Genomic DNA, 22,910 nt, shown 5'->3' with positions numbered 1-22,910 from the left:
TTTTTATTTCGGGTGAGAAATTTGCTCGACTAACCGTATTTTCAAAGGAAAATTCATGAACTATAACGATACAATAATTCGGTTGCGCTATGCCCTTGATTTATCTAATCAAGATGTCATTCGACTTTTTGCCATGGGTGGTGTCAAAATTACGCAAAAGGATTTAGACCGAATTTTGACCAAACAAGAAGATGATAGTCAACCAGATCAGGCACTTTCGGCTCATGATTTGGAGGCTTTTTTGAATGGCTTGGTGATTGATAAGCGTGGTGAACGCCTGAACAAAGATGGGCAAGTAGTGCCACCTACCTTTGATATGACCAAGGCTGATTTGGTCAATAATGTTGCCATCAAGAAAATCAAAATTGCCATGTCCTACACATCAGATGAGTTGCAACAATTATTGGCATTGGCAGGGGCGAAGGTCTCAAATGGTGAATTATCGGCGATATTGCGTCGCCCTGACCACCGGAATTACCGACCAGCTGGCGATCGTTATTTACGCAAGCTGCTAGCAGGAATGGGCAAGAAGTACCGTTAAGGTGATTTTTTGTCCGAATAGCTGAAACGAATTCAAGAAAGACGGTGCTCTTGCGCCGTCTTTTTTCTTCCTATGAAAACGGTAAAGTTTGGTATGATAGAGAAGATAGGATACTAATGGAGAATACTATGCAAATTGCCCAAGGTTTAATACAAAAAGAGCAAGAAATTGCACCTTATGCCTATACTCAAGCTGGTGGCGTAGCGGATTATTTGGCGATTCCGACTTCAATAGCTGAGTTGACCGCCTTGCTGGATTGGGCCAAGCAAGAACACCTACCTGTTCATGTTTTTGGTCGGCTGTCAAACTTGGTGGTTCGTTCTGGTGGCCTACGAGGTTTGGTGATTTTGACGACCGAACTCAAGGCCGTTCAGCAAGAAAATAATCAACTGCTAGCCCAGGCTGGCTGTGACATTATTTGGTTGGCCGCCTTAGCCCGTGATAAGTCCTTAACTGGATTGGAATGGTCGGCTGGGATTCCCGGCTCCGTTGGTGGGGCGGTCTTCATGAACGCCGGTGCTTATGGTGGACAAGCCGATATGGTCGTTTCCTCTGTATTAGCAGTGATGCCTGATTTAAGCTTAAAGACTTTTACAAAGGATGAATTAGAGTTTGGCTACCGTCATTCTGTTTTTCAGGAAAACGGCGGGGTTATCGTCCAGGCAACCTTTGACCTGGCACCTGGTGACCAACAGGCTATTCAAGAAAAAATGGATCAGGTTAACCTTGCCCGTGCCAACAAGCAACCCTTGTCATGGCCATCGAATGGTTCCGTCTTTAAGAGACCAACTGGCTACTTCGCTGGCAAGTTGATTATGGATGCCGGATTGCAAGGTACACGTGTCGGTGGAGTTGAAGTATCGAAGAAGCATGCCGGTTTTATGGTCAACATGGATCAAGGAACGGGTAATGACTATGAAGACTTAATTCACCTTGTTCAAGAAAAAGTTTTTGAGGAGAACCATGTTCGCCTAGAACCTGAAGTTCGTATTTTAGGAGATCGGTAGCCTATGGATATTATTGAGTTAATGATTGTCTTAGTGATTGGTGTCGCCATCTCAAGCATCATCTCTCACTTTGTTCCAGCCGTCCCGATTTCACTGTTTCAAATTGTGATTGGCTTTTTATTGGCCACGATTGGTGGCACCTATATCGAAGTCGATTCCCACTGGTTTATGATGCTTTTTGTGGCTCCGATTCTGTTTAACGACGCCTGGCGCTTTCCAAAAAGGGAATTGTGGAAATTGAGGGTGCCAATTTTGATGAATGCCATTTGGCTCGTCTTAGTGACAACGATTTTGGGTGGCTGGTTGATTCACTTTTTGATTCCAGAATTACCGATTGCTGCTTCGCTGGCATTGGCAGCTGTGCTATCCCCAACGGATCCAATCGCGGTGCAAGCGATTGCCAAACGGGTTAAACTCCCTGAAAACCTTTTACATGTGGTGACAGGAGAGAGCCTGGTCAACGATGCGACCGGTTTGGTTTCGTTTAATACGGCTATCAAAGCAGTAGTAGCTGGGACTTTCTTATTAACGGATGCTTTGTTAAACTTTGCTTGGATGACCATGGCCGGGATTGTGACCGGCGTTATTATTGGGGCGCTGATTATTTGGCTGCGGGATTCCGTCTCACGCTTTGGCTTAGCTGATGTTGTTTTCTATACAGTGATTACAATTTTGCTACCATTTATTATTTATTGGGTAGCTGAGTATCCCATGCACGCTTCTGGTTTGATTGCCGTTGTGACGGGTGGAATTACTGCCAAAATCTTAAATGACCGCCACGTTGGTCTTTTATCGGCCGAAGCAACGATTGTTTCGGTCCACGCTTGGGAGGTCTTAGTTTACGTCTTAAATGGCCTAATCTTTGTCTTACTTGGCGTTACCTTGCCAAATGCCTTGCACAACATCTTAGAAGATACCAATATTTCCAACTTACAGGCATTGGCTTACGGCTTACTAGTCTGGTTTATCATCTTTTCTTTACGCGTGTTGTGGGCTTTGGCCATTCAAATCGGCCAGAGGTTGCGGCATAAGGCGAAGGTGGTTTCTTTTAAATCAGCCATTGTATCGGGTTTGACAGGGGTTCGAGGTGTTGTTACGATGGCCGCGGTCTTGACTATCCCTGTGGTCACCTACAAAGGCGAGCTATTTATTGGCCGTGATTTAATGATTTTTATTGCGGCGGTAGTGGTCATTTTTTCTTTGGTAGTGGCTTCTGTCATGCTACCAGTTGTGACGAAGCAGACAACGAAGCACGATTTCACTCAACCGGAAGGCGCAACGGAGGTTGATGATGATTTGCCGGAGGAACACCGGGCTGATTTATCAGAAGATCAGGCACGCCTCTGGATTATGCGAGTTGGCATTCAGGCCCTACGGGATGTGCAAAATAATCAAAATCGGCGAATTGTCCATGAACTAATCACTCGGCGGCAAAAAAAAGTCCGCCAATTACGACGGAAGCTTCATGAGGATGAGGATCAACATGATTTTGCCGCTGAGAAGGACTTGGAGTTACAGGAAGTCGCTTTGAAGGCGGAACGTAATCGCCTCCAACAATTGTTAGTTGATGAAGAAATTACGCCCATTACCTATTCTTTGCAAGATCGGCGTCTTGATCAAATTGAGGCTGATTTGGGAACAACTCGTGATTTCTTTGCTAATAAGCGATTAAAGTGGTTGTTGCGTCGTTTGGCCGTTAAGGTGCGAATTTGGCTGGCTGAAGAAGAAAATGATCGGGTGCAAGAAGAGGCCGACCATGCCACTCGTGAACTACTAAAGGCTGGGATTGCGGCCATCTCAGCATATGTGGAGAAACAAGTTGGTGATACCGTGATGCAGCGCGTTTTACGGCAAGAAGCGTATAATTTAATTGTGATCTACCGCTTTCAAATTGAAAAGACCAAGGCGGTCTCGACATTTGATCAACAAGAAGAAGACGATCGCATGCGATTAGAGCTGGAATTAAAGGCACTAAATGCGGAACGAGATTTCACCCAGCAACTCTATGAGCAAAAACGGATCTCACGGCAAACGAGTATCAATTTAAGACAAGTAATAAACTATGCGGAAACCAGAGTTTTGGTTGGCCGCAATGAGGAGTAGAAATGGGAATTTGGGCATACATGACCAGTAGTAACCTGGTTCACCTATTAGATGTATTGATTATCTGGTTCTTGTTGTATAAGGTAATTACCTTTGTTGAAGGAACCCGTGCATTACAAATCCTTTTTGGAGTTGGTGCCATTATCTTAATCAAGGTCGTCGCTTGGTATACCGGCCTGGTTGTCGTTTCTTGGTTAATGGATCAATTGATCACTTGGGCACCAATTGCCCTGGTCGTTATTTTCCAACAAGAAATCAGACGTGGCCTTGAAAATTTGGGTCGGCGCTTAACGGTTCGTCGCCATCACATTGACAATGAACAGGCGCGCGAATTGATTAAGGGCTTGGATATGGCTTTGGAGTATATGTCAAAGCGTCGAATTGGTGCTTTGATTACGATTAATGGCAAAGATACTCTAGAAGAGTATATTAAGACTGGGATTACCCTCGATGCCAAGGTGACAGGGCAATTATTGATTAATATCTTTATTCCCAATACGCCTTTGCATGATGGGGCGGTGATCATTAACAATGACCGGGTAGCGGTTGCTGCTGCCTACCTGCCACTATCGGAATCAACGAGAATTCCAAAGGAATTGGGAACTAGGCACCGAGCAGCTGTTGGAATTTCAGAAGCAACAGATGCCGTCACGGTGGTTGTTTCAGAAGAAACTGGTGAAATTTCCATTACCCAGCGGGGAGACTTGCTGCGCAATATGGATCGCGACTCCTACTTAAACTTCTTTGAAAAGCAGTGGATTGAGCCAGTTGGTAAGAAGAGCAAGAAATCCTTGCTGGGACAAATGTTCCGGGGGAAGAAATCATGAATAAGTGGACTTCATCAAAAATCGTGAACGTGGCTTTTTCATTTTTGTTGGCACTCTTAATTACCGCTTATGTTTTGTCAACAAAGCCGAGCTACTCGGGATCGAATAATAATCAGTATACATCGCTGTTGCCTGAAAAAAAGGCAACGATTACGTCACCTTTGACGGTACAATTTAATTCTTCAGATTATGTCATTGTTGGGGCGCCAAGTTCTGTTGGTGTGACCCTTCAGGGTTCATCAGCCTTAGTAACGGCGGCTCAAAGTCATAATGAAATTCAAGCTGTGGCTGATTTGCGTGGCTTAGGGGTTGGACAACATACTGTTAACGTTGCTTTGACTGGTGTTAGCTCATCGTTGACAGCGACCGCCAGTCCTCAGACTGTAACAGTCACCTTGGCAGAAAAGGATTCCGCTAAGAAGGATGTTCAAGTTCAGTATGATGATTCAAAGATTGCTTCTGGCTACCAGGTGACCAACACAACGGTTGATCCCAAAACAGTGACAATCACTGGACCAAAGGAAAACGTGGAAGCTGTTGATCATGTTGGTGCCGATGTAGCCTTAAACAAGAGCACCAAATCTAACGTGACACAATCGACTAAATTAACGGCTTACGATAAGAATGGCGATGCTGTTCAGGTAACCTTATCGCAGCAAACGGCCCAAGTGTCGATGACGGTTTCTAGTTCTGGATCGAGTTCAAGCTCTAGTTCCAGTGCCAGTAGTAGCAGTTCACAATCAAGTACGAGCGGGTCGTCGTCAACTACTAAGAAAGTGAGCTTAGTAGGTCAGGCGAGTGACGGTTCAACGGACAATTTTAACATTAGTTTCAGCCCGAGTTCCGTGACAATTGCTGGCTCAAGTGATACACTAAGTAGCATTGATTCTTTGCCTGTTAGTCTGGACCTGTCCAATATTACTAGCAAAGTAACCAAGACCGTGAGCCTGACGAAACCGAGTGGCGTTGATAGCCTGTCGGATCAAGGTGTTCAGGTGACGATTAGTCCAAAGTCATAAGGTCTGATTTGTTTGCGCTAAAAATTATTGGCCAACCATAAGTGGAGATAAATAAAAAATGACAGAATCGCAGTTAAAATACTTTGGAACAGATGGGGTCCGAGGCATTGCTAATGAAGGCTTAAAGCCTGAATTAGCCTTGAAACTCGGTCGTGCTGGTGGGGCAATTTTGACTCGCCACAACGATAATCCTGATCGACGCCCAGTTGTAATCGTTGGTCAAGATACTCGGATTTCTTCTGAAATGTTGCAAGAGGCGTTGATTGCCGGCTTGCTTTCTGTGGGCGTTGACGTGTTGAATTTGGGCGTCATTACTACGCCAGCCGTTGCTTACTTGGTTGAAGCTTTGGAAGCGGATGCCGGCATTCAAATTACGGCATCCCATAATCCAGCCGCCGATAACGGTATTAAGTTCTTTGGCCAAGACGGTTTTAAGCTTTCAGATGAACTTGAGAGCGAAATTGAAGCACTCTTAGACGGCGATGGCTATGAAGACTTACCGCGACCAAGCGCTAAGGGGTTGGGTGTTGTTTCTCATTACCAAGAAGGTGCTCAGAAATACTTGGCTTTCTTACAGAAGACTATCCCTGGTGACTTATCTGGCTTTAAGTTAGCCTTAGATGGAGCCAATGGGGCGACCTTTGACCTTCTACCACGTCTTTTTGCAGATTTGGGAGCTGATTTCAAAACAATGGGGACAGAACCAGACGGCTTGAATATCAACGACCAGGTTGGCTCGACTCATCCAGAAGCTTTGATTGATATGGTCAAAGAAGGGGAGTTCTCAGCTGGTTTGGCCTTTGATGGGGACGGAGACCGTTTAATCGCTGTTGATGAAAACGGTGAAATTGTGGATGGTGATAAGATTATGTATATCACTGCCCGCTTTATGAACAACCAAGGCCGTTTGAAGCACCAAACTGTGGTCTCAACTGTGATGTCTAACATTGGTTTCTATAAAGCGTTGGAAGCTCAAGGAATCAAATCTGTCCAGACTCAGGTCGGTGACCGCTATGTCATGGAAAAGATGGTTGAAGATGATGACAACCTTGGTGGTGAACAGTCCGGTCATATTATTTTCCGTGACTGGGCCAAGACTGGGGATGGCTTGTTGACGGCCTTGCAATTGCTCTTTGTGATGAAGGAGACTGGGCAGTCACTGTCAGAATTGGCAGCCGATGTCACATTATATCCACAAAAATTAGTGAACGTGAAGGTGCCGGATAAGCAAGCAATGATGCAAAATCCAGCCCTGTTGGCTAAGATTGACCAGGTTGAAAAGCAAATGGCCGGTGATGGTCGAGTACTGGTTCGTCCTTCCGGGACGGAATCAATTGTGCGAGTAATGGCGGAAGCCAAAACTGAAGAGTTGGTCAGCGCCTATGTTGATTCAATTGTTCAAGTTGTTGAAGCTGAAAAATAAAAGTTAAAAACCAAGGAAAGCCAAAGTGCTGATCCTTGGTTTTTTTGCCCTGTTTTGCAACAAAAGCTGACCTAAAAATCTGTTATAATAAAAACAACTGAATTTTGAAAGGAAAACACCTTGTCACCATCTGACTTTAGTAACTTTTTAAGAGAAAAGTTTCAAATTAGTTTTAATAACTTAAACCTTTTGCAAGAGGCTTTGACCCAACGCAATTACTTGAATGAGCACCCTAAGGAACAGGGCCGGGATTACCAACGGCTCGAGTTTTTGGGTGATGCCATCATGCAGGCAACGGTGACGGAATACCTCTTTAAGCGTTATCCTGATTGGGATGAAGGCCAATTGACTGAAATGCGAATCACCATGGTTCAAACAAAGTCCTTTGCTCACTTCGCCCAAGTCATCCACCTTAACGAAGCCATTCGTTTGGGGAAGGGTGAGGAAATGAACGGTGCCCGGTCACGTCCTTCACTTTTGGAGGATATCTGGGAAGCCTTTATCGGGGCCTTGTTCTTAGATCAGGGCCAGGCTGCCGTGGTTTCATTGTTGAACCAAACGGTCTTTGCGGCCATCGATGAAAACTTCTTTGACCAATTTATTGACTTTAAGTCCCGCTTGCAAGAAAAGTTGCAGGCTCAGGGATCTGTTGATATTACTTATCAAATTGAGAATGAAATTCGTAACGAAGACAACAGTCAGATCTTTGAAGTCTTTGTTGCGGTCGATGGCAAGACTTTGGCCCATGGGTCAGGTCAGTCCATCAAGGATGCGGAAAAGGCGGCCGCACAAAAGGCCTATCAAGATTTAACTGCCAAATAACATACAAGAGTACACAAAACGCCCATGAAATTAAAGACACTGGAAATTATTGGCTTTAAGTCTTTTGCCAATAAAACCGTGATTGACTTCCAGCAGGGAATGACTGGGATTGTTGGTCCAAATGGTTCTGGAAAATCAAATATTATTGAAGCCATCCGCTGGGTGATGGGGGAACAGTCGGCTAAAGATTTGCGAGGCAATAAAATGGCCGACGTTATTTTTGGTGGCACAAAAAACCGGAAGCCCTTAAACCGGGCGGAAGTTTCGATTACCTTTGACAATGCTGACCATTATATTGCTTCTGATTTTATCGAAATTCGAATTACAAGACGGCTGTATCGGACTGGGGAATCTTCTTACCAATTAAACGGGACGGAATGCCGACTCAAGGACATCCATGAACTCTTTATGGATACAGGCCTTGGTCGGGATGGCTTTTCAATTATCTCCCAGGGCCAGGTCGAGAAGATTTTTTCGGCGAAGCCAGAAGAACGACGGGGCATTATTGAAGAAGTTGCCGGTGTCTACAAGTATAAGCAAAACAAGGACAAGGCCGAAAAGGACTTGGCTGCCACGGAAGATAACTTGGACCGTGTTGATGATATTATTGCCGAAGTGGAAGGCCGACTGACCCCTTTGGCTGACCAGGCTTTAAAGGCCAAGGATTACTTAGCTAAACGCGAAAGCTTTGAAAAATTAGACCAGGTGCGATTGACCCGGTCGATTTTGTCGTTACAAGGACAAGTTGCTGATCAAAGCCAGGAAGCCGGCAAAACCAAGGAAGCCGTTGCAAAGCAGCAAGCCCAGGTAAGTTCGATTCAAGATGGCCTTAGTCAAACCCGTAGCCAATTAGAGGCAATCCAACACGACCGTGATGCCTTACAGGCAGAGATTGTTGCCAAGACGCAGGAAAAAGAACGGTTGATTGGCAATCAGAAGCTGGCCTCACAAGAGCAGGCCACTCTGGTCCGCGATTTGGCTCATTTAGCCGAGCAACAAAAAGACGATCAGGCTCAAGTCGAAGAAACCCAGGCTGATTTAACGCAGGTGCAGGGCCAATTGACGGCCTTAGTTAACCAAGAACGGTCATTAAAACAGACCATCAAGCAAATCGACCAGGACCACGGAGCGACGAAGGTCGACGCAGTTCAAAACGAATTGGCCGAAAATCGCAATGCTTATGTGGCAACAATGCAGGAAATTGCTTCCTTACATAATAAGCTGACTTATCAAGAGAAGGCTTTGGCCCAAACTGAAGCCCAGTTAGCTTTGAAAAAGACGGCGATGACGAAGGCCCAGGGCGACTTGGATGCTGCAGAAAGCGCCTTGGCAGCCTATCAAAAAGAACATCCGGACCAAACGACTGGCGAAAATCCTTTCGAAGCTCAGGTGGCGCAAGCAGAGGATGCCTTAGCAGACGCTAAGACAACGGCTCAGGACCAACAAAAAAGTTGGCAAGAGGCGGCCTACGCTCTCGACCAGCAGCGGTCACGTTATCAGGCGGAAGCTTCCTTGGATGATTATGCTGGTTTTTATCAGGGCGTTAAGAACCTGATGGTACCGGCTGTGCGACGAAACTTTCCAGGTATTAAGGGCGTCGTTGCCGAATTGTTAACGGTGCCAAAATCCTATACTAAGGCAATTGAAACCGTTTTGGGTGGAGCCTTACAGCAAATTGTAGTGGACTCAACTCAAACAGCTAAGTCAATTGTTGCTTACCTGACTAAGAACAAAAAGGGGCGAGTAACCCTTTTGCCGATTGATACGATTCGCCCTCGTCAGGCGCGCGATGTTGCTGCTGCTAGCCGTGAAAATGGCTATATCGGTTTAGCTGCCGACTTAGTTTCCGTGCCAGTTGGGATGGAAAATATTCTGTCTTCGCTATTGGGAACAACGCTGGTTGTTGAAAATTTGGATGCAGCCACTCGCGTCGCTCGGGCTTGTCAAAATCGTTTGCGGGTCGTTTCATTAGACGGTCAGTTGGTCAATGCCGGTGGTTCGATTACCGGTGGTGCCAACTTCCGTCAGGGTCCATCTGTTCTGTCACGGCAGGCTGATTTGAAGGAAAAAGAAGCGGCACTGGTCAAGCAACAGGCACTGGTTGATGACCTGGCTGAAAAGCGTAGCCAAAGTCAAAATCAGGTTAACACCTGGCAGGAAAAGTTGGCGGACTTGATGCAAAAAAGTCGCGATTTTGTTGCTCAGGGACAGCAGGTTGATTATGAATTGGCCAGCTTAAAGGATACCGTCGACCGCCATCAAACCAGTGTTCAAACGTTATCTTTGGACCTAGCAGATTTGCAGGTAGCCAAAGAGGACGCTGAGCAGGAGCAGACGATGGCCCAAGCGGCGTTGACTGAAAACGAGGATAAGAAGGGTCAAATCGAGGGACAAACTGCTGATTTGACCGCCGAGTTGGACCATTTAACTAAGGACCAACAGGCTTATCAGGACCAAAAAGCTGAATTCCAAGCAGAACTCGCCAAGGTTTCGGCCCAGCGTGCTGCTCAGGAAGAAAATCAGAATCGTTTGACCGAAGCCTTAACAAAGGTGCAAGAGCATTTGTTGTCATTGCAGGAGCAGGCGGCGCAGATGCAAGAAAGCCTTGACCAGGCGAAGAGCGCGGAAGAACTGAGCCAGGCGGTGACGGATTTTTCGACTGCCTTAACAGAGGCTCAGGAAAAGGCTGATTCACTGGCCGAACAATGGACCAAGTTATCAGCGACGGTTAAGGAAGAGGAAGAAAAGCTCGCCTTGGCCCAAGAAGAGTTGAATAACGAGGTTGTTGATCAATCAGCCGCTAACCATCGTTTGCAAAGTAGCCAAGAACGCTTGGCCAAGCAAATTGCAACGTTGCGGCAGACTTATGGCTTGACTGTAGAATCAGAGGACGATGTGGTTGCTTCTGATTTGTCTGACCAAGAAATTGACCAAACTTTGGCCGAAACAAAGAAGGCCATCGATGCGTTGGGGCCCGTGAACATCGCTGCCATCCAGGAGTACGATGAAATTAAAGACCGCCACGACTTCTTGACGAACCAAGCAGAAGACCTGAAAGCGGCCAAGCAAACCTTGCAGGATACCATCGATGAGATGGACCAAGAGGTTCAGATTCGCTTTAAGGAAACCTTTGATGCCATTGCGGCTAATTTCTCAGATGTCTTTACAAAGATGTTTGCGGGTGGTCAGGCTCAAATCGAGTTGACCGACCCAGAGCACCTATTAACAACCGGAATTGACATCAAGGCGCAGCCGCCTGGTAAGAAATTCCAGCAAATGTCGTTGCTGTCCGGTGGCGAAAAGGCTTTGACCGCCATTTCGTTGCTGTTCGCGATTTTACAGGTTCGCCCGGTACCGTTTGCCGTTTTGGATGAAGCCGAGGCGGCCTTGGACGAGGCAAACGTCGATCGCTTTGCGGCCTATTTGAAAAACTTTGCCGGCGATACCCAATTCATCACCATTACGCACCGAAAGGGAACGATGGTTGCCGCTAAAATTCTGTATGGTGTTACAATGCAAGAAGCAGGGGTGTCAAAGATGGTTGCGGTTAATCTGGAAGAGGCACACCAACAACTCGCTTAATCACATAGGAGAGTAGTCTATGGGACTTTTTGATATTTTTAAGAAAAAAAAGGTTGATCAGGAAAATCAGTCAGCCGAAGTTGATCAGCAGACAACGCCTGAGTCAGCACCAAGCGAATCAGAGAAACAGGTAACTGATGCTGACCAAAATCAGCCGGCTGAGAAGAACGCAAACGTGGCGGCAACGGACCAACAGGCCCAGCCTGTTGCGAAAGATGCAGCTGACACCCATGTATCGGCAACCGCTGGTCATGACGAAGCCAAGCACGAACCGGCTGAAGTAGTTACAGAAAACGGCAAGGATGAGCCTGACGGCGACCAAGCTGTTGCTACTGGCCACAATCAGGACCAGGGTCAAAAGCAAGACCAGAACGAAGACCAGCACCAAGACGAACAATCCAACCAAGAGGTTTATGACCGCGGCTTGAAGCAGTCACGGAACGGCTTTGCCGAACGGTTTAACCGCTTTTTGGCCAATTTCCGCTCGGTTGATGAAAACTTTTTTGAAGAATTAGAGGATACCTTGATTGGGGCTGATTTAGGCTTTGATTTGGCCATCCAAATTTCCAACCAAGTGCGTGAGGCCGTTAAGGTTCAAAACATCAAGGATAAGGACCAAATCCGTTCTTTGATTATTGAACAAATGGTGGCGCAATATGATGCTCAAGGTCAAAACGAAGACCAGTCAATGCACTTTGCGCCAGCCGGTCAACCAACCGTGATTCTCTTTGTTGGGGTGAACGGTGTCGGCAAGACAACAACTGTTGGAAAATTAGCTTCAACTTACAAAAAAGAGGGTAAGAAGGTCCTTTTGGCGGCAGCGGACACCTTCCGTGCCGGTGCGGTAAAGCAACTGCAGGAATGGGGTAACCGGGCTGATGTGCCAGTTGTTGCTGGCCCTGAAAAGGCTGACCCAGCGTCTGTTGTTTATACGGCGGTTGAACGAGCTAAAGAAGAGCACTATGACGTCTTGTTCGTTGATACGGCCGGTCGTTTGCAAAACAATGTCAATTTGATGCAGGAATTATCAAAGATTAATCGGGTGGTGAAGAAGGTTTTGCCAGATGCACCACAAGAAGTCTTGCTGGTCTTGGATGCGACGACAGGGCAAAATGCCTTGCAGCAGGCGAAGTTGTTCCAAGACTCTTCTGATGTGACTGGCATCGTCTTAACTAAGATGGATGGGACTGCCAAGGGTGGCATCGTCTTTGCCATCCGTGACAGCCTTCATTTGCCAGTCAAATGGATTGGCTTTGGTGAGAAGGCCACTGATTTACGCGTCTTTTCGGCCGAAGACTTTGTTTATGGCATGTTTAAGGACTTGGTCTAAGCGATGGATTTAGACAAAAAAAATCAGGTGAATGCACTATTACCGTTTTACGGACCGTTGCTGACGGTTAAGCAACAAAACTACTTGCGGGCGTACTTTGAGGATGATTACTCCATCATTGAAATCGCCGAGGCCGAAGTTGTTAGCCGGCAAGCCGTTTCGGATAACTTGAAGCGTGGCGTTGACTCTTTGGAACATTACGAGGCTGTTTTGGGCCTCTACAAGGATTCAGTCCACCGTCAGGCGCAGGAACAGGATTTGCTGGACTACGTTGCCGAGCATTACCAAAACGATCAACACCTAAAGCAAATTTTAGACCAACTGGTCAACCAAGAAATTAATTAAGGGGGAAGCCGGTGCCAAAGTGGCCCGGCCAAGCAATCATGGCTTTTGAAAACTTGACACAGCGCCTCTCCAAGACGTTGAAAAACCTAACTGGTCAGGGCAAGATTAGAGAAGAAGACCTGCAGGCCTCTCTTCGTGAAATCCGCTTAGCCTTACTGGAGGCCGATGTTTCTTACTCAACAGTGAAGAAGTTCATCGACCAAATTCGCCAAAAGGCGAAGGGCCAAGAAATTTTGGAAGGTTTGAACGGAGCCCAACAGGTCATCAAGATTGTTAATGATGAATTAACGGCCTTGATGGGGGATGAAGCTGTTCCGCTCAACAAATCAGAAAAAATTCCGACAATCATTATGATGGCCGGTTTGCAAGGGGCTGGTAAGACGACCACCATTGCAAAATTAGCTTATAAGTTGAAGCGTGAAAATAACGCCCGTCCACTTTTGATTGCGGCCGATGTTTATCGTCCAGCCGCCATTGATCAGTTGGAAATCTTGGGAAAAGATTTGGATGTTCCAGTCTTTTCACAGGGGACGGACGTTGACCCACGCGAAATTGTTAAGGCTGGTTTGGCTCAGGCCAAGGAAAATAAGAACGATTACGTCTTGATTGATACGGCGGGTCGTTTGCAAATCGATGCCGAATTGATGGCCGAATTGAAGGACATCGAAACGATTGCTCAACCGGATGAAGTCCTCTTGACGGTCGATGCGATGACCGGACAGAACGCTACGGAAACAGCTCAAGGCTTTGCCAACGAGTTGAACTTGACTGGTGTCGTTTTGACCAAGTTGGATGGTGACACCCGTGGTGGAGCTGCCCTATCAATCCGTGACGTCACGGGTAAGCCAATTAAGTTTGTTGGTCAAGGTGAAAAGCCAACTGATTTGGACGTTTTCTATCCAGACCGAATGGCTTCACGAATCTTGGGCATGGGGGATATGCTGACCTTTATCGAAAAGGCTCAGCAAGAAGTTGACGAAAAGAAGCAGGCAGAGCAGCTCGAAAAGATGCGCCTGAACACCTTTGACTTCAACGACTTTATCGACCAACTGCACCAGGTCCAAAACATGGGACCAATGGAAGATTTGCTGAAGATGATTCCTGGAATGGCCGGTAATCCCGCTTTAGCGAACCTGCAAATTGATGAGAAGCAGTTTGCCCATATGGAAGCGATTATCTCATCGATGACGAAGGCCGAGCGAGAGGATCCCGATTTGTTGAACCCATCTCGCCGCCGTCGTTTGGCAGCCGGTGCTGGGCGGCCAATTGTCGAAGTCAACAAGATGATTAAGCAATTCGATCAGATGCGCAAGATGATGAACCAAGCCTCAAACGGAAACTTCTCCGGTATGGAATCCATGATGGGACAAACCGGAATGGATATGTCCCAAATGATGGGCGGCATGGGCGGTGGTATGCCAAGTGGTAACTTTGGCCAAAAGGTACAAAATTTTGCCATGAAGCAAGCAGCCCGGAAGATGAAGAAGTTAAAGAAGAAGCGTGGCAAAAAATAATTATTGCCTGTTGTTAGTGAAACGATGGCAGGTGACCGGCGGCAGTCATTGCCTATGGTAGAAAAGGGGCGACATATCCCAGTTTTTGAACGTAGCTACAGATAGGAAAATGATGACGATTAAACTAATTGCAACTGATTTAGACGCCACCTTTTTACGAGCGGACAAAAGTTTTGACCGCCAGGCTTACCAGGTAATGGTCGATTTAGCCAGGAAAAAGAATGTAACCTTTGTGGTTGCGACTGGTAATCATCAAGATAAGGTGGCCAAATACTTTGCCGGGGCCAACCAAGACTTTACGTTGATTGCTAACAACGGTGCTGAAGTCGTTGAACAGGGTGAAATCATGAAGACTTACCCAATTGAGACGGCCGCTTTTCAGCCGATTGTGGAAACTGTTTTAGCTAATCGCGACAGAGTCTCAATGGGCCTAGTCTTCACTGGGGTCACTCAGGCATTTATGCTGAAAGAGATGGCCGCATTGGGGTATGGTGATCGCAAGGCGCAACAGTATTTCAAGGATTTGAGAATTGTTGACAGTTTAAGCGAGATTAACGAACCGATTTTGAAGATGACGGTCGATTTACCAGACTTTGAGCGTCCCTTCATGGAAGCGGTCAATAACCGTCAACTACCAATCCACGTCACAACTTCGGGTTATGGTGCCGTTGACTTGGTCAACCCAGCTGTTAACAAGGGTGTCGCCTTAAAGGATTTAGGTGATCAGCTAGGGATCCTGCCAGAGGAGATGGCTGCCTTTGGTGACGGCCTGAATGATTTGGAGATGCTGCAATTGGTTGGTCATCCCTTCGTGATGCCGAATGCCGATCCTGAACTCTTTACCTATGGGTTTGAGGAAGCAGTTGCTGATTCCAACAATGACGGGGTCTTGAAGACGATTTTGGCTGACATCCTGTAAGCAAAGAAAAAATCAGTTATCGAGTCTAGCTGAGCTATTGGTGTAAAACCTGTTACCATTTAGTGATAAACATTTAAAAGCAATCGAATGATTGCTTTTTTAGTGCTAAAAACCATGTTTGTTCGGTCAAACGGGGGCAACTAGACCAATCTGTTTTTATGCTATAATAGTGGCATTAAGTCAAACGTTTTAATGCTGATTTATCCTACAGAAAAAATCAGCATCATGAGACAATGAAAAACTGTCAGGAGGAGAAAGCCAAATGACTGACCGCATGAGAAAGTGGGTTCGACGCCTGCTTTGGTTAATAATTATTGGTATTATCGCTTTTTTGGGTTACAGCTGGGCTGAATCACAGCCTGCATTAAGTCCAGTAAAAACGGTTCCAAAGCAATTGTTTGGTCAAACAAAGATTTATAGCCAAAATGATCGACAACAGATTGCCAGCAAAATTAGTGCTCAAGATCAAAGTGCTAAAGGGTTAACAAAACAAGGCTTTGTGGCTATTCCAAAACTATCGATTTTACTACCGATTTACGATAATGCCTATTCAGCCGTTGCCTTGAATGTTGGGGCTAATACGGCGCAAAAAGGTACGCCTGTACCAACAATGGGACAGGGAAACTATACGTTGGCTGCTCATAATTGGGATAATGGTTATACGGCTTTTTCCGCTCTGCAACAGAAGCTTAATCAGAATGCGCCTTATTACGAAAGCGGTCAAGCGGGGAGCTCAAGCTGGTTAAATGGTCAATCAATCTATCTGGCTAATGGTGATGGGGTCTTTACTTATCAGATTACCGGTCAGGTTGGTGTTGATGAAAACGATGGATCCGTTTTGAATCCGGATGACCGTGATGACGATAAGGCAAAAATTACGATTATTACCTGTCTCTTCCCTGATACTACGAAGCGCATCATCACGAATGCCAAGTTCATGAAGTTTGAATCTTGGGCTGATGCTAGCAATGACGAAGTTGGCTATTTCGATACGAAAAAGCAAAAAATTAACTTAGTTCCGTAATCTGCTTTACGGTAAAATAGATATCCAGGAGTTATTATGTATGAATACTTGCGGGGTGTGATTACCCAGGTCTGGCCAGGCTATATCGTCTTAGAAAGTAAGGATGGGATTGGCTACAAAATTTTTCCGGCCAATCCTTATCACTACACCGTTGACCAGGAAGCCCAAGTTTTCGTGGAACAAATTGTTCGCGAAACGGAGTTAACCCTTTATGGTTTTGCTTCGATGACTGAAAAGGGACTGTTCAACAAGTTATTAAATGTTTCAGGCATTGGGCCCAAATCAGCCTTGGCCATCCTGGCTGGTGCAGACCCAGCTTCCTTGGTGGCGGCCATTGATCAGGATGAAGTTGGCTATTTGACTCAGTTTCCAGGAGTTGGGAAGAAGACAGCTCAGCAGATTATCCTGGATTTGAAGGGGAAGATGGCGGACTTTGTGAACTTAGCTCAAGGACAAGAGCTTAGCTTAGGTCTAGACTTGTCTGATTCTAATCGCTTGGTTGCCGGCGATAGCCAGAACCTGGCCGATGCCATGGCGGCTTTGGAAGCCTTGGGTTATGCCCAAAAGGATATTAAAAAGGTGAAGAAGGCCTTGGCCGGTGAAAAGGGAAAGACAGAGGAGCTGATTTCAAAAGCTCTGGCCCTGCTAGTTTCAGCATAAAGAACTGGTTAAATGCGGTGTAAGCAACCGTTTGTCACAAGAGCGCAAGCTGAGGGATTCTTTCCAGTGAGAAAGGAAGGCCTTGGCCACAAAACAGAGGAGCATGTATGGTGATTATTACAGCAGGAATGATTGGTGTTGGGAAAACAACGTTGACTGGTTTGATTGCAGACCATTTTGAAACGCAGGCCTTTTTTGAACCAGTGGGGGATAATCCGGTTTTGCCACTGTACTACAAGGATCCAAAGCAGTATGGTTTCTTGCTCCAAATTTTCTTCTTGAACCGTCGTTTTGAGATGATTAAAAAGGCCTTGGCTGACGATAACAATGTCTTGGATCGGTCAATTTATGAAGATGAACTCTTTACAGAGGAAAACCATAAGGATGGTAATATCTCCGATATGGAAATGGATGTCTATCATAACTTGTTGACGCGGATGATGGATGAATTGCACGCCTTGCCAAAAAAGGCGCCTGATTTGATGGTCTATGCCGATGCTGATTTTGATACGATTTTGGCCCGCATTAAGAAGCGTGGTCGGGATTATGAACAGTTTGATGGCAATGATGAGTTGAAGGCTTATTATCGCAAGATGTGGGAAGCCTACCAGGGATGGTTCGATTCATATGACCAATCACCAAAGATTAAAGTGGATTTGCAAAAATACGATTTGGAAGATCCAAAAAATCAGGAAATTATCCTGGGCCAAATTGATGATGCCTTAAAGGCGATTCGTTAATTGGTCACATAAAAAGCCTGTCTTTAAAAGACAGGCTTTTTATATTACTTTATTTATCGCTGGCAGACTGGGATTGTGAGTCAGTTGCATCTGCTGTTGTTGCAGTTTGGGTGCTGGTTGTTTTCTGTTGGTCAGCCAAAATCTTTTTGATGTCTTGTAGCACGAGCAATTCATCACTCGGAGCCGGTGCGGCTTTTTGCTTTGGCTTAATAATGTACTTACTAATGATTTTAATCAGAAGAAAGACAACAAAAGCCGTAATCAAGAAATTGATGACATCATTCAAGAAGGCACCATATTTGAATGTCAGGTGCTTGTAAGGGACCCACTTCAAACTGTCTAAGTCGTTACCGCCACCGGTGAAAAAGCCAACTAAGGGGTTAATCAGGTTTGTTGTCAATGATTTGACTAAACCAGAGAAAGCACCACCAATGATAACCCCAATTGCTAGGTCAATCATGTTACCACGATTAATGAAAGCCTTGAATTCTTTGACGAAATGCATATTACTTACTCCTCACATGATTCAGAATAAGTCTATTCTATCACGAATGTTTCAACTTTTGCACTAAAAGTGGGTCGGGTGTGACGTAAGTGGTCGATTGTCCTTCAAAAATAACGTAACCAGGCTTGGCACCGTTTGGCTTCCGCAATTTTCCTGCTGGTAAGTAATCAACGGGCACATTGGCCGAATCGCGGGCTTTCGAGAAGTAGGCAGCTAATTTGGCCGCTTCCTCGATGGTTTCCTGTGAGGGATTGTCGGAATGGACAATGACGTGGGAACCAGGTAATTTTTGGACGTGCATCCAGATGTTCTGGCGGTTAGCCTTTTTTAGGGATAATTTGTCGTTTTGGAGATTGTTTTTGCCAATTTCAATCAACGTGCCATCACTAGCCGTAAATTGGTCGGGAGCAGACAGAACATGCTTTGGCTTTTTTGTCTGCTTACCCTTGGTCTTGATTTTGACTTTTTCGCGGAGGTAGCCTTGTTCAATCAATTCGACCTTGATGTCAGCAACGTCCTTGGGCGAAGCCACTGCCAATTGGCTAGCGATTTGATTAAAGTAGTCAATTTCCGCATCGGTGGTTTTCAGCTGCTCTAAGACGTAATCCTTGGCTGAACGGAGTTTACGGTACTTACGGAAGTAGCGATTGGCATTTTGTAAACCGTCAAAGCGTGGGTCGAGGTCGATATTCAACAACTGGTTATTGTCATAGTAATTTTCGATTTCAACCGAATGCATGCCCTTATGAACAAGGTGTGGATAGGTAATCAGTAGGTCGCCCTTGACCTTATAGGTCTCGGCATTTTGCGAGTCTGTGAGGGTTTGTTGGAGCTTTTTTTCTTTGGTTTGATTTTTCTTCAATTCATTTTTAACAAGACGAACCAAAGTTCCAGCCTGTTGATTAACACGGTCAGCTTCGGCCTGGCCCTGGAAGTAGGCATCCAATAAATCACCGAGTGTGTCATAAGGCTGGCCCGCTTGTTCAGAATCCCAATCAAAAGCGGCAAAGGTAAACTTTTTGTCTATTTGATAAAGGGTCGGCTGTGGCGAGTCGAAATGAGCCAACCAGTCCTTAGCTGTCTGCATGGCATCTGCCCCAGTTTTCAAATGCTTTGCCAAATTCTTGGCCGAAAGGCTGGCAAATCCCTGGTAGGTTTGCTGAATGGCTTTTGGCCAATCAGCCTTATCCATATCCAATAAAATTTTAGCCAAAGCCGTCAAATCGTGGCCAAATGGATTAGTCATATTTTGGGCAGGGGGCAACGTATAGGTTGCACCAGGGATCAATGACCGAACACGGTTTTGATCGGCAGGGACGTGTTTGATGAGTTCCAAGATGCGCTGATCTTTTTCTCGGACTAAGAAGAGGTTTGAATGCCGTCCCATCATCTCAAGCGTTAAAATCAGTGTTTGATCATCACCCAGTTCATCGTGGGTACTAATCGAGAAGTGAAGGATTCGGTCATTTTCAACTTGTGAAACCGAGCTTAAACGAGCGCCTTCCAGGTTACGACGCAAGAACATTGCAAAATTAGGCGGTGTGGCGGGATTCTGGTAGGGAATTCGAGTCACTTGGGCTCTGGCATAGGCTGGGTTAGCCGAAAGCAGGACCGGATAGTTCTGACTATTATTGCGAACGACCATCACGATTTCGTTCGGGTAGGGCTGGTGAATTTTCGTAATACGACCACCAGCGAGTTGTTCATTTAATTCTTTGGCCAACGAATGGACAAAGAGGCCATCAAGGGGCATTGTCTTTCCTCCTTCAAAGGGGTATCAATTCTATTATAACGGAAATCAGCATTGAAAAAGTGATGAAAGCGGGTGATTGGGTACTGATTTGGTCACAAAAAAACCTCACTACACAGAGTGAGGTTTTTTAAAACTTACTTATTTTCGGTCACTTGCTTACCGTTGTACATCCCTGATGGAGAGACGCGATGAGCAACGCGGTATTCACCAGTAGTCTTGTCCAAAACAATGTTTGGCACATTCAAACCGATGTGTCCGCGGCGGTTACGCTTGTGAGACTTAGAATTCTTGTTTGATGGGGTAGCCATGCTGGCACCTCCTTTCGGTTCAATTTATCAACCTGTTAAGTTTATCGAATTTATGAGGGAATGTCAACCGGTGGAATCTTTTTCCTTGTAAAATCTTTGAAATAAACGGCTAAAAAGGCTTAACGAACGGGCTTAGTTCTGTTAAAATAGATGATATTAAATTATCTCTTCCCTTTGAAATAAAAGGGAGAGTTAAACGAATGTAATGGGGTACAAAAACGCGATGACGAAACGAAATGTAATGAATATGCTAGTTGTTCACCTGGTCGTTTTGGCCTTTATTTTGTTCGTCTTAGTGACACCAACCCATTTTGACTTCTTAATGTGGAACGTCTTTTTGGCTTTGTTGCCATTGGACTTTGCCCTGTTGGTGCTAATTTTTAAATCGAAGCTTCTACAAGCATTCTTTTCCTTCCTCTGGTTGCTGTTTTTCCCAAATACCATGTACATGATTACGGACTTTATCCATCTGCAATATATTAGTGATTCTTTGGACGTCCGTTATCAGTACTTTAATTATTCTGTTCTATCGGCAGGAATTTTTATTGGTGTTTATCTAGGTATTCTTTCATTGGAGTTATTGATTCAAAAGTTCTTTATTAAAAGAGGCGGGTTAACTGTCTTGGTGCTTTTGGCCATTGTCTCGCTGGTTTCGTCGATTGGTATTTATTTGGGTCGGTTCTTGCGGTTAAACTCTTGGGATGTCTTCACAAACTTTAAGTTTGTGTTGGCTAATACGCAAGATGCTGTCTCGGCACACATGGTCGCCTTTGTCCTGCTCTTTGCTGGTGCTCAATTTGCTATTTTAGTTGTTTATCACTTTGGTGGTCGGTTATTGGCTAATTTGGCAGTAGAGGATAGCCAACGCGATTGAGTTTTCAATAAAAATCAGAAAAGTCTTGACTTCAAGATGAAAAGTGCGTATAGTATTGGGTGTTGAACAAGTAGGAGCACCCGCTTCTCGCCTCGTGACGATTGCTGTTGCTAGGCAGATACACGTTGTACTTTTTGTACAGTCAGGTAAAGTGGGTGAACTTCGGTTTGCCCATTTTTTTTCTTCGTTGTTCACAACAAAATTTTTGGAGGTACCTAGCCATAGCACGTCAACCACGACAAGTTGATTTAGTCAACGATAATATCCGAGCAAGTCGGGTTCTATTAATTCATGACGGTAAGCAAGAAGAAATGTCAACGCGTGATGCGCAAAACATCGCCGATGACTTGGGACAAGATTTGGTGCTTGTACAGGCCAACGCTGTGCCACCTGTTGCCAAAATCATGGATTGGGGAAAGGCCAAGTTCGAGGCGCAAAAGCGTCAAAAGGAACAACGCAAGAACCAAAAGGTTGTCCAGGTGAAGGAAGTCCGGATGTCGCCAGTCATTGATTCTGGTGATTTCGAAACGCGGAAGAAGGCTGCCATCAAGTTCCTTGAAAAGGGAAACAAGGTGAAGTTGAACTTGCGTTTCCGTGGCCGGATGATCACTCACCAAGATATTGGACGCGAAGTCTTAGAACGAATGGCCAACGAATTGGACGATATTGCCAAGGTTGAACAACGTGCTAAGATGGACGGTCGCCAGATGTTTTTGGTCTTAGCTCCTAAGAAGGGTTAAGCACGATTCATTTTGACCGGTCGCTAGATACTTGAAAAACGATAGGAGAATATGGACTCATGCCCAAGATGAAGACTCACCGCGCTTCAGCAAAGCGTTTCAAGAAGACAGCTAAGGGTGGCTTTAAGTCAGCCTCAGCTTACACATCACACCGTTTCCACGGTAAGACAAAGAAGCAACGTCGTCAATTACGTGGTACTCGGATGATGAACAAGACAACCATTAAGAAGTACGCTAAGTTGTTGTCTACCCTCTAATTTAAAGGGTCGTTTAATTAATACTATTTAGGAGGAATTACCCATGCGAGTTAAGGGTGGTACAGTTTCACGCGCACGTCGCAAAAAGTTTATCAAGTTGGCTAAGGGTTACCGTGGCCAACGTCGCATCAATTATAAGGTTGCTAAGCAACAAGTTTACAAGTCATACTTGTACGCTTACCGTGATCGTAAGAACCGCAAGCGCGACTTCCGTAAGTTGTGGATTGCTCGGATCAACGCGGCAGCCCGGATGAACGGTTTGTCATACTCAAAGTTGATGCACGGTTTGAACATGGCTGGTATCGAATTGAACCGTAAGATGTTGGCTGATTTGGCCGTATCTGACTTCGATACTTTTGCTAAGTTGGCTAACCAAGCAAAGCAAGCCTTGGAACAAGGTTCTGTCTTGGTTCAGGAACGTACAGCAGCAACAACCGAAACAACTGTTAAGGTTGAACGTTAATTTTAATTAACATTTATAAAATCAGACTTAGATTATTCTAAGTCTGATTTTTATTTGAAGGCCAAGCCACTCAAGGCTTTGGCTTTTTCTTTTTGATGTGCATTTTCTAATTTTTTGCCAATTTTTGAGCTGAATCGGGTGCCTTTTGCCCAAG

At 45.4% G+C, this 22,910-nt stretch carries 22 protein-coding genes and 1 other annotated feature; of the genes, 19 read left to right on the top strand and 3 right to left on the bottom strand.

Features of this window, described 5'->3' with window-relative positions; all coding sequences use genetic code 11:
- The first annotated feature begins 55 nt into the window (after positions 1 to 55).
- The 15 genes from FT12353_RS01690 to FT12353_RS01620 all read left to right on the top strand — a co-directional run bounded on the left by FT12353_RS01690 (position 56) and on the right by FT12353_RS01620 (position 17,856).
- Positions 56 to 541: a YehS family protein gene (locus FT12353_RS01690; RefSeq protein WP_203617570.1), complete on the top strand. Its 486-nt coding sequence runs from the start codon at positions 56 to 58 to the stop codon at positions 539 to 541.
- 128 nt (positions 542 to 669) lie between these two features.
- Positions 670 to 1,548 carry a UDP-N-acetylmuramate dehydrogenase gene (gene murB, locus FT12353_RS01685; RefSeq protein WP_203617567.1) on the top strand — a complete coding sequence of 293 codons (879 nt, stop codon included), beginning with the start codon at positions 670 to 672 and terminating at the stop codon, positions 1,546 to 1,548.
- 3 nt (positions 1,549 to 1,551) lie between these two features.
- Positions 1,552 to 3,651, top strand: coding sequence for a cation:proton antiporter (locus FT12353_RS01680; RefSeq protein ID WP_203617564.1), 2,100 nt, complete (start codon positions 1,552 to 1,554; stop codon positions 3,649 to 3,651).
- Positions 3,652 to 3,653: 2 nt separating this feature from the next.
- Entirely contained in the window at positions 3,654 to 4,478 is an 825-nt protein-coding gene (gene cdaA / locus FT12353_RS01675; protein ID WP_203617561.1) for a diadenylate cyclase CdaA, read from the top strand.
- The gene (locus FT12353_RS01670) at positions 4,475 to 5,497 is read left to right on the top strand and encodes a CdaR family protein (RefSeq protein WP_203617558.1); all 1,023 of its coding nucleotides are present in this window, start codon (positions 4,475 to 4,477) and stop codon (positions 5,495 to 5,497) included. Before cdaA ends, FT12353_RS01670 begins: the two co-directional genes overlap by 4 nt.
- A gap of 58 nt (positions 5,498 to 5,555) precedes the next feature.
- Entirely contained in the window at positions 5,556 to 6,920 is a 1,365-nt protein-coding gene (glmM, locus tag FT12353_RS01665; protein ID WP_059393504.1) for a phosphoglucosamine mutase, read from the top strand.
- Positions 6,921 to 7,040: 120 nt separating this feature from the next.
- On the top strand, positions 7,041 to 7,742 hold the full coding sequence (rnc, locus tag FT12353_RS01660) for a ribonuclease III (RefSeq protein ID WP_203617555.1): 702 nt from the start codon (positions 7,041 to 7,043) through the stop codon (positions 7,740 to 7,742).
- 24 nt (positions 7,743 to 7,766) lie between these two features.
- Positions 7,767 to 11,324, top strand: coding sequence for a chromosome segregation protein SMC (smc, locus tag FT12353_RS01655; RefSeq protein ID WP_203617552.1), 3,558 nt, complete (start codon positions 7,767 to 7,769; stop codon positions 11,322 to 11,324).
- Positions 11,325 to 11,343: 19 nt separating this feature from the next.
- Positions 11,344 to 12,654 carry a signal recognition particle-docking protein FtsY gene (gene ftsY, locus FT12353_RS01650; RefSeq protein ID WP_203617538.1) on the top strand — a complete coding sequence of 437 codons (1,311 nt, stop codon included), beginning with the start codon at positions 11,344 to 11,346 and terminating at the stop codon, positions 12,652 to 12,654.
- Between the two features lie 3 nt (positions 12,655 to 12,657).
- The gene (gene ylxM / locus FT12353_RS01645; RefSeq protein WP_059393500.1) at positions 12,658 to 12,999 is read left to right on the top strand and encodes a YlxM family DNA-binding protein; all 342 of its coding nucleotides are present in this window, start codon (positions 12,658 to 12,660) and stop codon (positions 12,997 to 12,999) included.
- A 38-nt stretch (positions 13,000 to 13,037) separates the two neighbouring features.
- Positions 13,038 to 14,513, top strand: a complete 1,476-nt coding sequence (ffh, locus tag FT12353_RS01640) for a signal recognition particle protein (protein WP_203617837.1) — start codon at positions 13,038 to 13,040, stop codon at positions 14,511 to 14,513.
- Positions 14,514 to 14,622: 109 nt separating this feature from the next.
- Positions 14,623 to 15,432: an HAD-IIB family hydrolase gene (locus FT12353_RS01635; protein WP_239061155.1), complete on the top strand. Its 810-nt coding sequence runs from the start codon at positions 14,623 to 14,625 to the stop codon at positions 15,430 to 15,432.
- A 262-nt stretch (positions 15,433 to 15,694) separates the two neighbouring features.
- Positions 15,695 to 16,456 carry a class A sortase gene (locus FT12353_RS01630; protein WP_168778182.1) on the top strand — a complete coding sequence of 254 codons (762 nt, stop codon included), beginning with the start codon at positions 15,695 to 15,697 and terminating at the stop codon, positions 16,454 to 16,456.
- 36 nt (positions 16,457 to 16,492) lie between these two features.
- Entirely contained in the window at positions 16,493 to 17,116 is a 624-nt protein-coding gene (gene ruvA / locus FT12353_RS01625) for a Holliday junction branch migration protein RuvA (RefSeq protein ID WP_203617535.1), read from the top strand.
- Positions 17,117 to 17,223: 107 nt separating this feature from the next.
- Positions 17,224 to 17,856 carry a deoxynucleoside kinase gene (locus tag FT12353_RS01620; RefSeq protein ID WP_059393496.1) on the top strand — a complete coding sequence of 211 codons (633 nt, stop codon included), beginning with the start codon at positions 17,224 to 17,226 and terminating at the stop codon, positions 17,854 to 17,856.
- 49 nt (positions 17,857 to 17,905) lie between these two features.
- On the opposite strand, the gene mscL is transcribed toward FT12353_RS01620, so the two are convergent.
- The 3 genes from mscL to rpmF all read right to left on the bottom strand — a co-directional run bounded on the left by mscL (position 17,906) and on the right by rpmF (position 20,422).
- Positions 17,906 to 18,361 carry a large conductance mechanosensitive channel protein MscL gene (gene mscL / locus FT12353_RS01615; RefSeq protein WP_059393495.1) on the bottom strand — a complete coding sequence of 152 codons (456 nt, stop codon included), beginning with the start codon at positions 18,359 to 18,361 and terminating at the stop codon, positions 17,906 to 17,908.
- 40 nt (positions 18,362 to 18,401) lie between these two features.
- Positions 18,402 to 20,114, bottom strand: coding sequence for an Rqc2 family fibronectin-binding protein (locus FT12353_RS01610; RefSeq protein ID WP_203617532.1), 1,713 nt, complete (start codon positions 20,112 to 20,114; stop codon positions 18,402 to 18,404).
- A gap of 134 nt (positions 20,115 to 20,248) precedes the next feature.
- Positions 20,249 to 20,422, bottom strand: coding sequence for a 50S ribosomal protein L32 (gene rpmF / locus FT12353_RS01605; RefSeq protein WP_047974236.1), 174 nt, complete (start codon positions 20,420 to 20,422; stop codon positions 20,249 to 20,251).
- Between the two features lie 205 nt (positions 20,423 to 20,627).
- On the opposite strand from rpmF, the gene FT12353_RS01600 reads away from it, so the two are divergent.
- From FT12353_RS01600 to rplT, 4 genes are all read left to right on the top strand, one after another.
- Positions 20,628 to 21,296 carry a DUF1361 domain-containing protein gene (locus FT12353_RS01600; RefSeq protein ID WP_239061154.1) on the top strand — a complete coding sequence of 223 codons (669 nt, stop codon included), beginning with the start codon at positions 20,628 to 20,630 and terminating at the stop codon, positions 21,294 to 21,296.
- A 62-nt stretch (positions 21,297 to 21,358) separates the two neighbouring features.
- Positions 21,359 to 21,485: a sequence feature (ribosomal protein L20 leader region), on the top strand.
- On the top strand, positions 21,464 to 22,036 hold the full coding sequence (gene infC, locus FT12353_RS01595) for a translation initiation factor IF-3 (protein WP_373299298.1): 573 nt from the start codon (positions 21,464 to 21,466) through the stop codon (positions 22,034 to 22,036). (Overlaps the previous feature by 22 nt.)
- Positions 22,037 to 22,095: 59 nt before the next feature.
- A complete protein-coding gene (gene rpmI, locus FT12353_RS01590) occupies positions 22,096 to 22,293 on the top strand; it encodes a 50S ribosomal protein L35 (protein WP_047974238.1) in 198 nt (65 codons plus the stop codon).
- Between the two features lie 43 nt (positions 22,294 to 22,336).
- A complete protein-coding gene (rplT, locus tag FT12353_RS01585; RefSeq protein ID WP_203617529.1) occupies positions 22,337 to 22,756 on the top strand; it encodes a 50S ribosomal protein L20 in 420 nt (139 codons plus the stop codon).
- Positions 22,757 to 22,910 lie beyond the last annotated feature (154 nt).

It is taken from the genome of Fructobacillus tropaeoli (assembly GCF_016860625.1).
Taxonomy (GTDB): domain Bacteria; phylum Bacillota; class Bacilli; order Lactobacillales; family Lactobacillaceae; genus Fructobacillus; species Fructobacillus tropaeoli.
The sequence above is the reverse complement of the archived record's forward strand: the minus strand, read 5'-3'. Positions and strand labels throughout refer to the sequence as shown.

Bases quoted from the DNA above. Each gene is read 5' to 3' on its own strand.
- FT12353_RS01690 (WP_203617570.1), top strand. From the start codon at position 56: ATGAACTATAACGATACAATAATTCGGTTGCGCTATGCCCTTGATTTA.
- murB (WP_203617567.1), top strand. From the start codon at position 670: ATGCAAATTGCCCAAGGTTTAATACAAAAAGAGCAAGAAATTGCACCT.
- FT12353_RS01680 (WP_203617564.1), top strand. From the start codon at position 1,552: ATGGATATTATTGAGTTAATGATTGTCTTAGTGATTGGTGTCGCCATC.
- cdaA (WP_203617561.1), top strand. From the start codon at position 3,654: ATGGGAATTTGGGCATACATGACCAGTAGTAACCTGGTTCACCTATTA.
- FT12353_RS01670 (WP_203617558.1), top strand. From the start codon at position 4,475: ATGAATAAGTGGACTTCATCAAAAATCGTGAACGTGGCTTTTTCATTT.
- glmM (WP_059393504.1), top strand. From the start codon at position 5,556: ATGACAGAATCGCAGTTAAAATACTTTGGAACAGATGGGGTCCGAGGC.
- smc (WP_203617552.1), top strand. From the start codon at position 7,767: ATGAAATTAAAGACACTGGAAATTATTGGCTTTAAGTCTTTTGCCAAT.
- ftsY (WP_203617538.1), top strand. From the start codon at position 11,344: ATGGGACTTTTTGATATTTTTAAGAAAAAAAAGGTTGATCAGGAAAAT.
- ylxM (WP_059393500.1), top strand. From the start codon at position 12,658: ATGGATTTAGACAAAAAAAATCAGGTGAATGCACTATTACCGTTTTAC.
- ffh (WP_203617837.1), top strand. From the start codon at position 13,038: ATGGCTTTTGAAAACTTGACACAGCGCCTCTCCAAGACGTTGAAAAAC.
- FT12353_RS01635 (WP_239061155.1), top strand. From the start codon at position 14,623: ATGATGACGATTAAACTAATTGCAACTGATTTAGACGCCACCTTTTTA.
- FT12353_RS01630 (WP_168778182.1), top strand. From the start codon at position 15,695: ATGACTGACCGCATGAGAAAGTGGGTTCGACGCCTGCTTTGGTTAATA.
- ruvA (WP_203617535.1), top strand. From the start codon at position 16,493: ATGTATGAATACTTGCGGGGTGTGATTACCCAGGTCTGGCCAGGCTAT.
- FT12353_RS01620 (WP_059393496.1), top strand. From the start codon at position 17,224: ATGGTGATTATTACAGCAGGAATGATTGGTGTTGGGAAAACAACGTTG.
- mscL (WP_059393495.1), bottom strand. From the start codon at position 18,361: ATGCATTTCGTCAAAGAATTCAAGGCTTTCATTAATCGTGGTAACATG.
- FT12353_RS01610 (WP_203617532.1), bottom strand. From the start codon at position 20,114: ATGCCCCTTGATGGCCTCTTTGTCCATTCGTTGGCCAAAGAATTAAAT.
- rpmF (WP_047974236.1), bottom strand. From the start codon at position 20,422: ATGGCTACCCCATCAAACAAGAATTCTAAGTCTCACAAGCGTAACCGC.
- FT12353_RS01600 (WP_239061154.1), top strand. From the start codon at position 20,628: ATGGGGTACAAAAACGCGATGACGAAACGAAATGTAATGAATATGCTA.
- rpmI (WP_047974238.1), top strand. From the start codon at position 22,096: ATGCCCAAGATGAAGACTCACCGCGCTTCAGCAAAGCGTTTCAAGAAG.
- rplT (WP_203617529.1), top strand. From the start codon at position 22,337: ATGCGAGTTAAGGGTGGTACAGTTTCACGCGCACGTCGCAAAAAGTTT.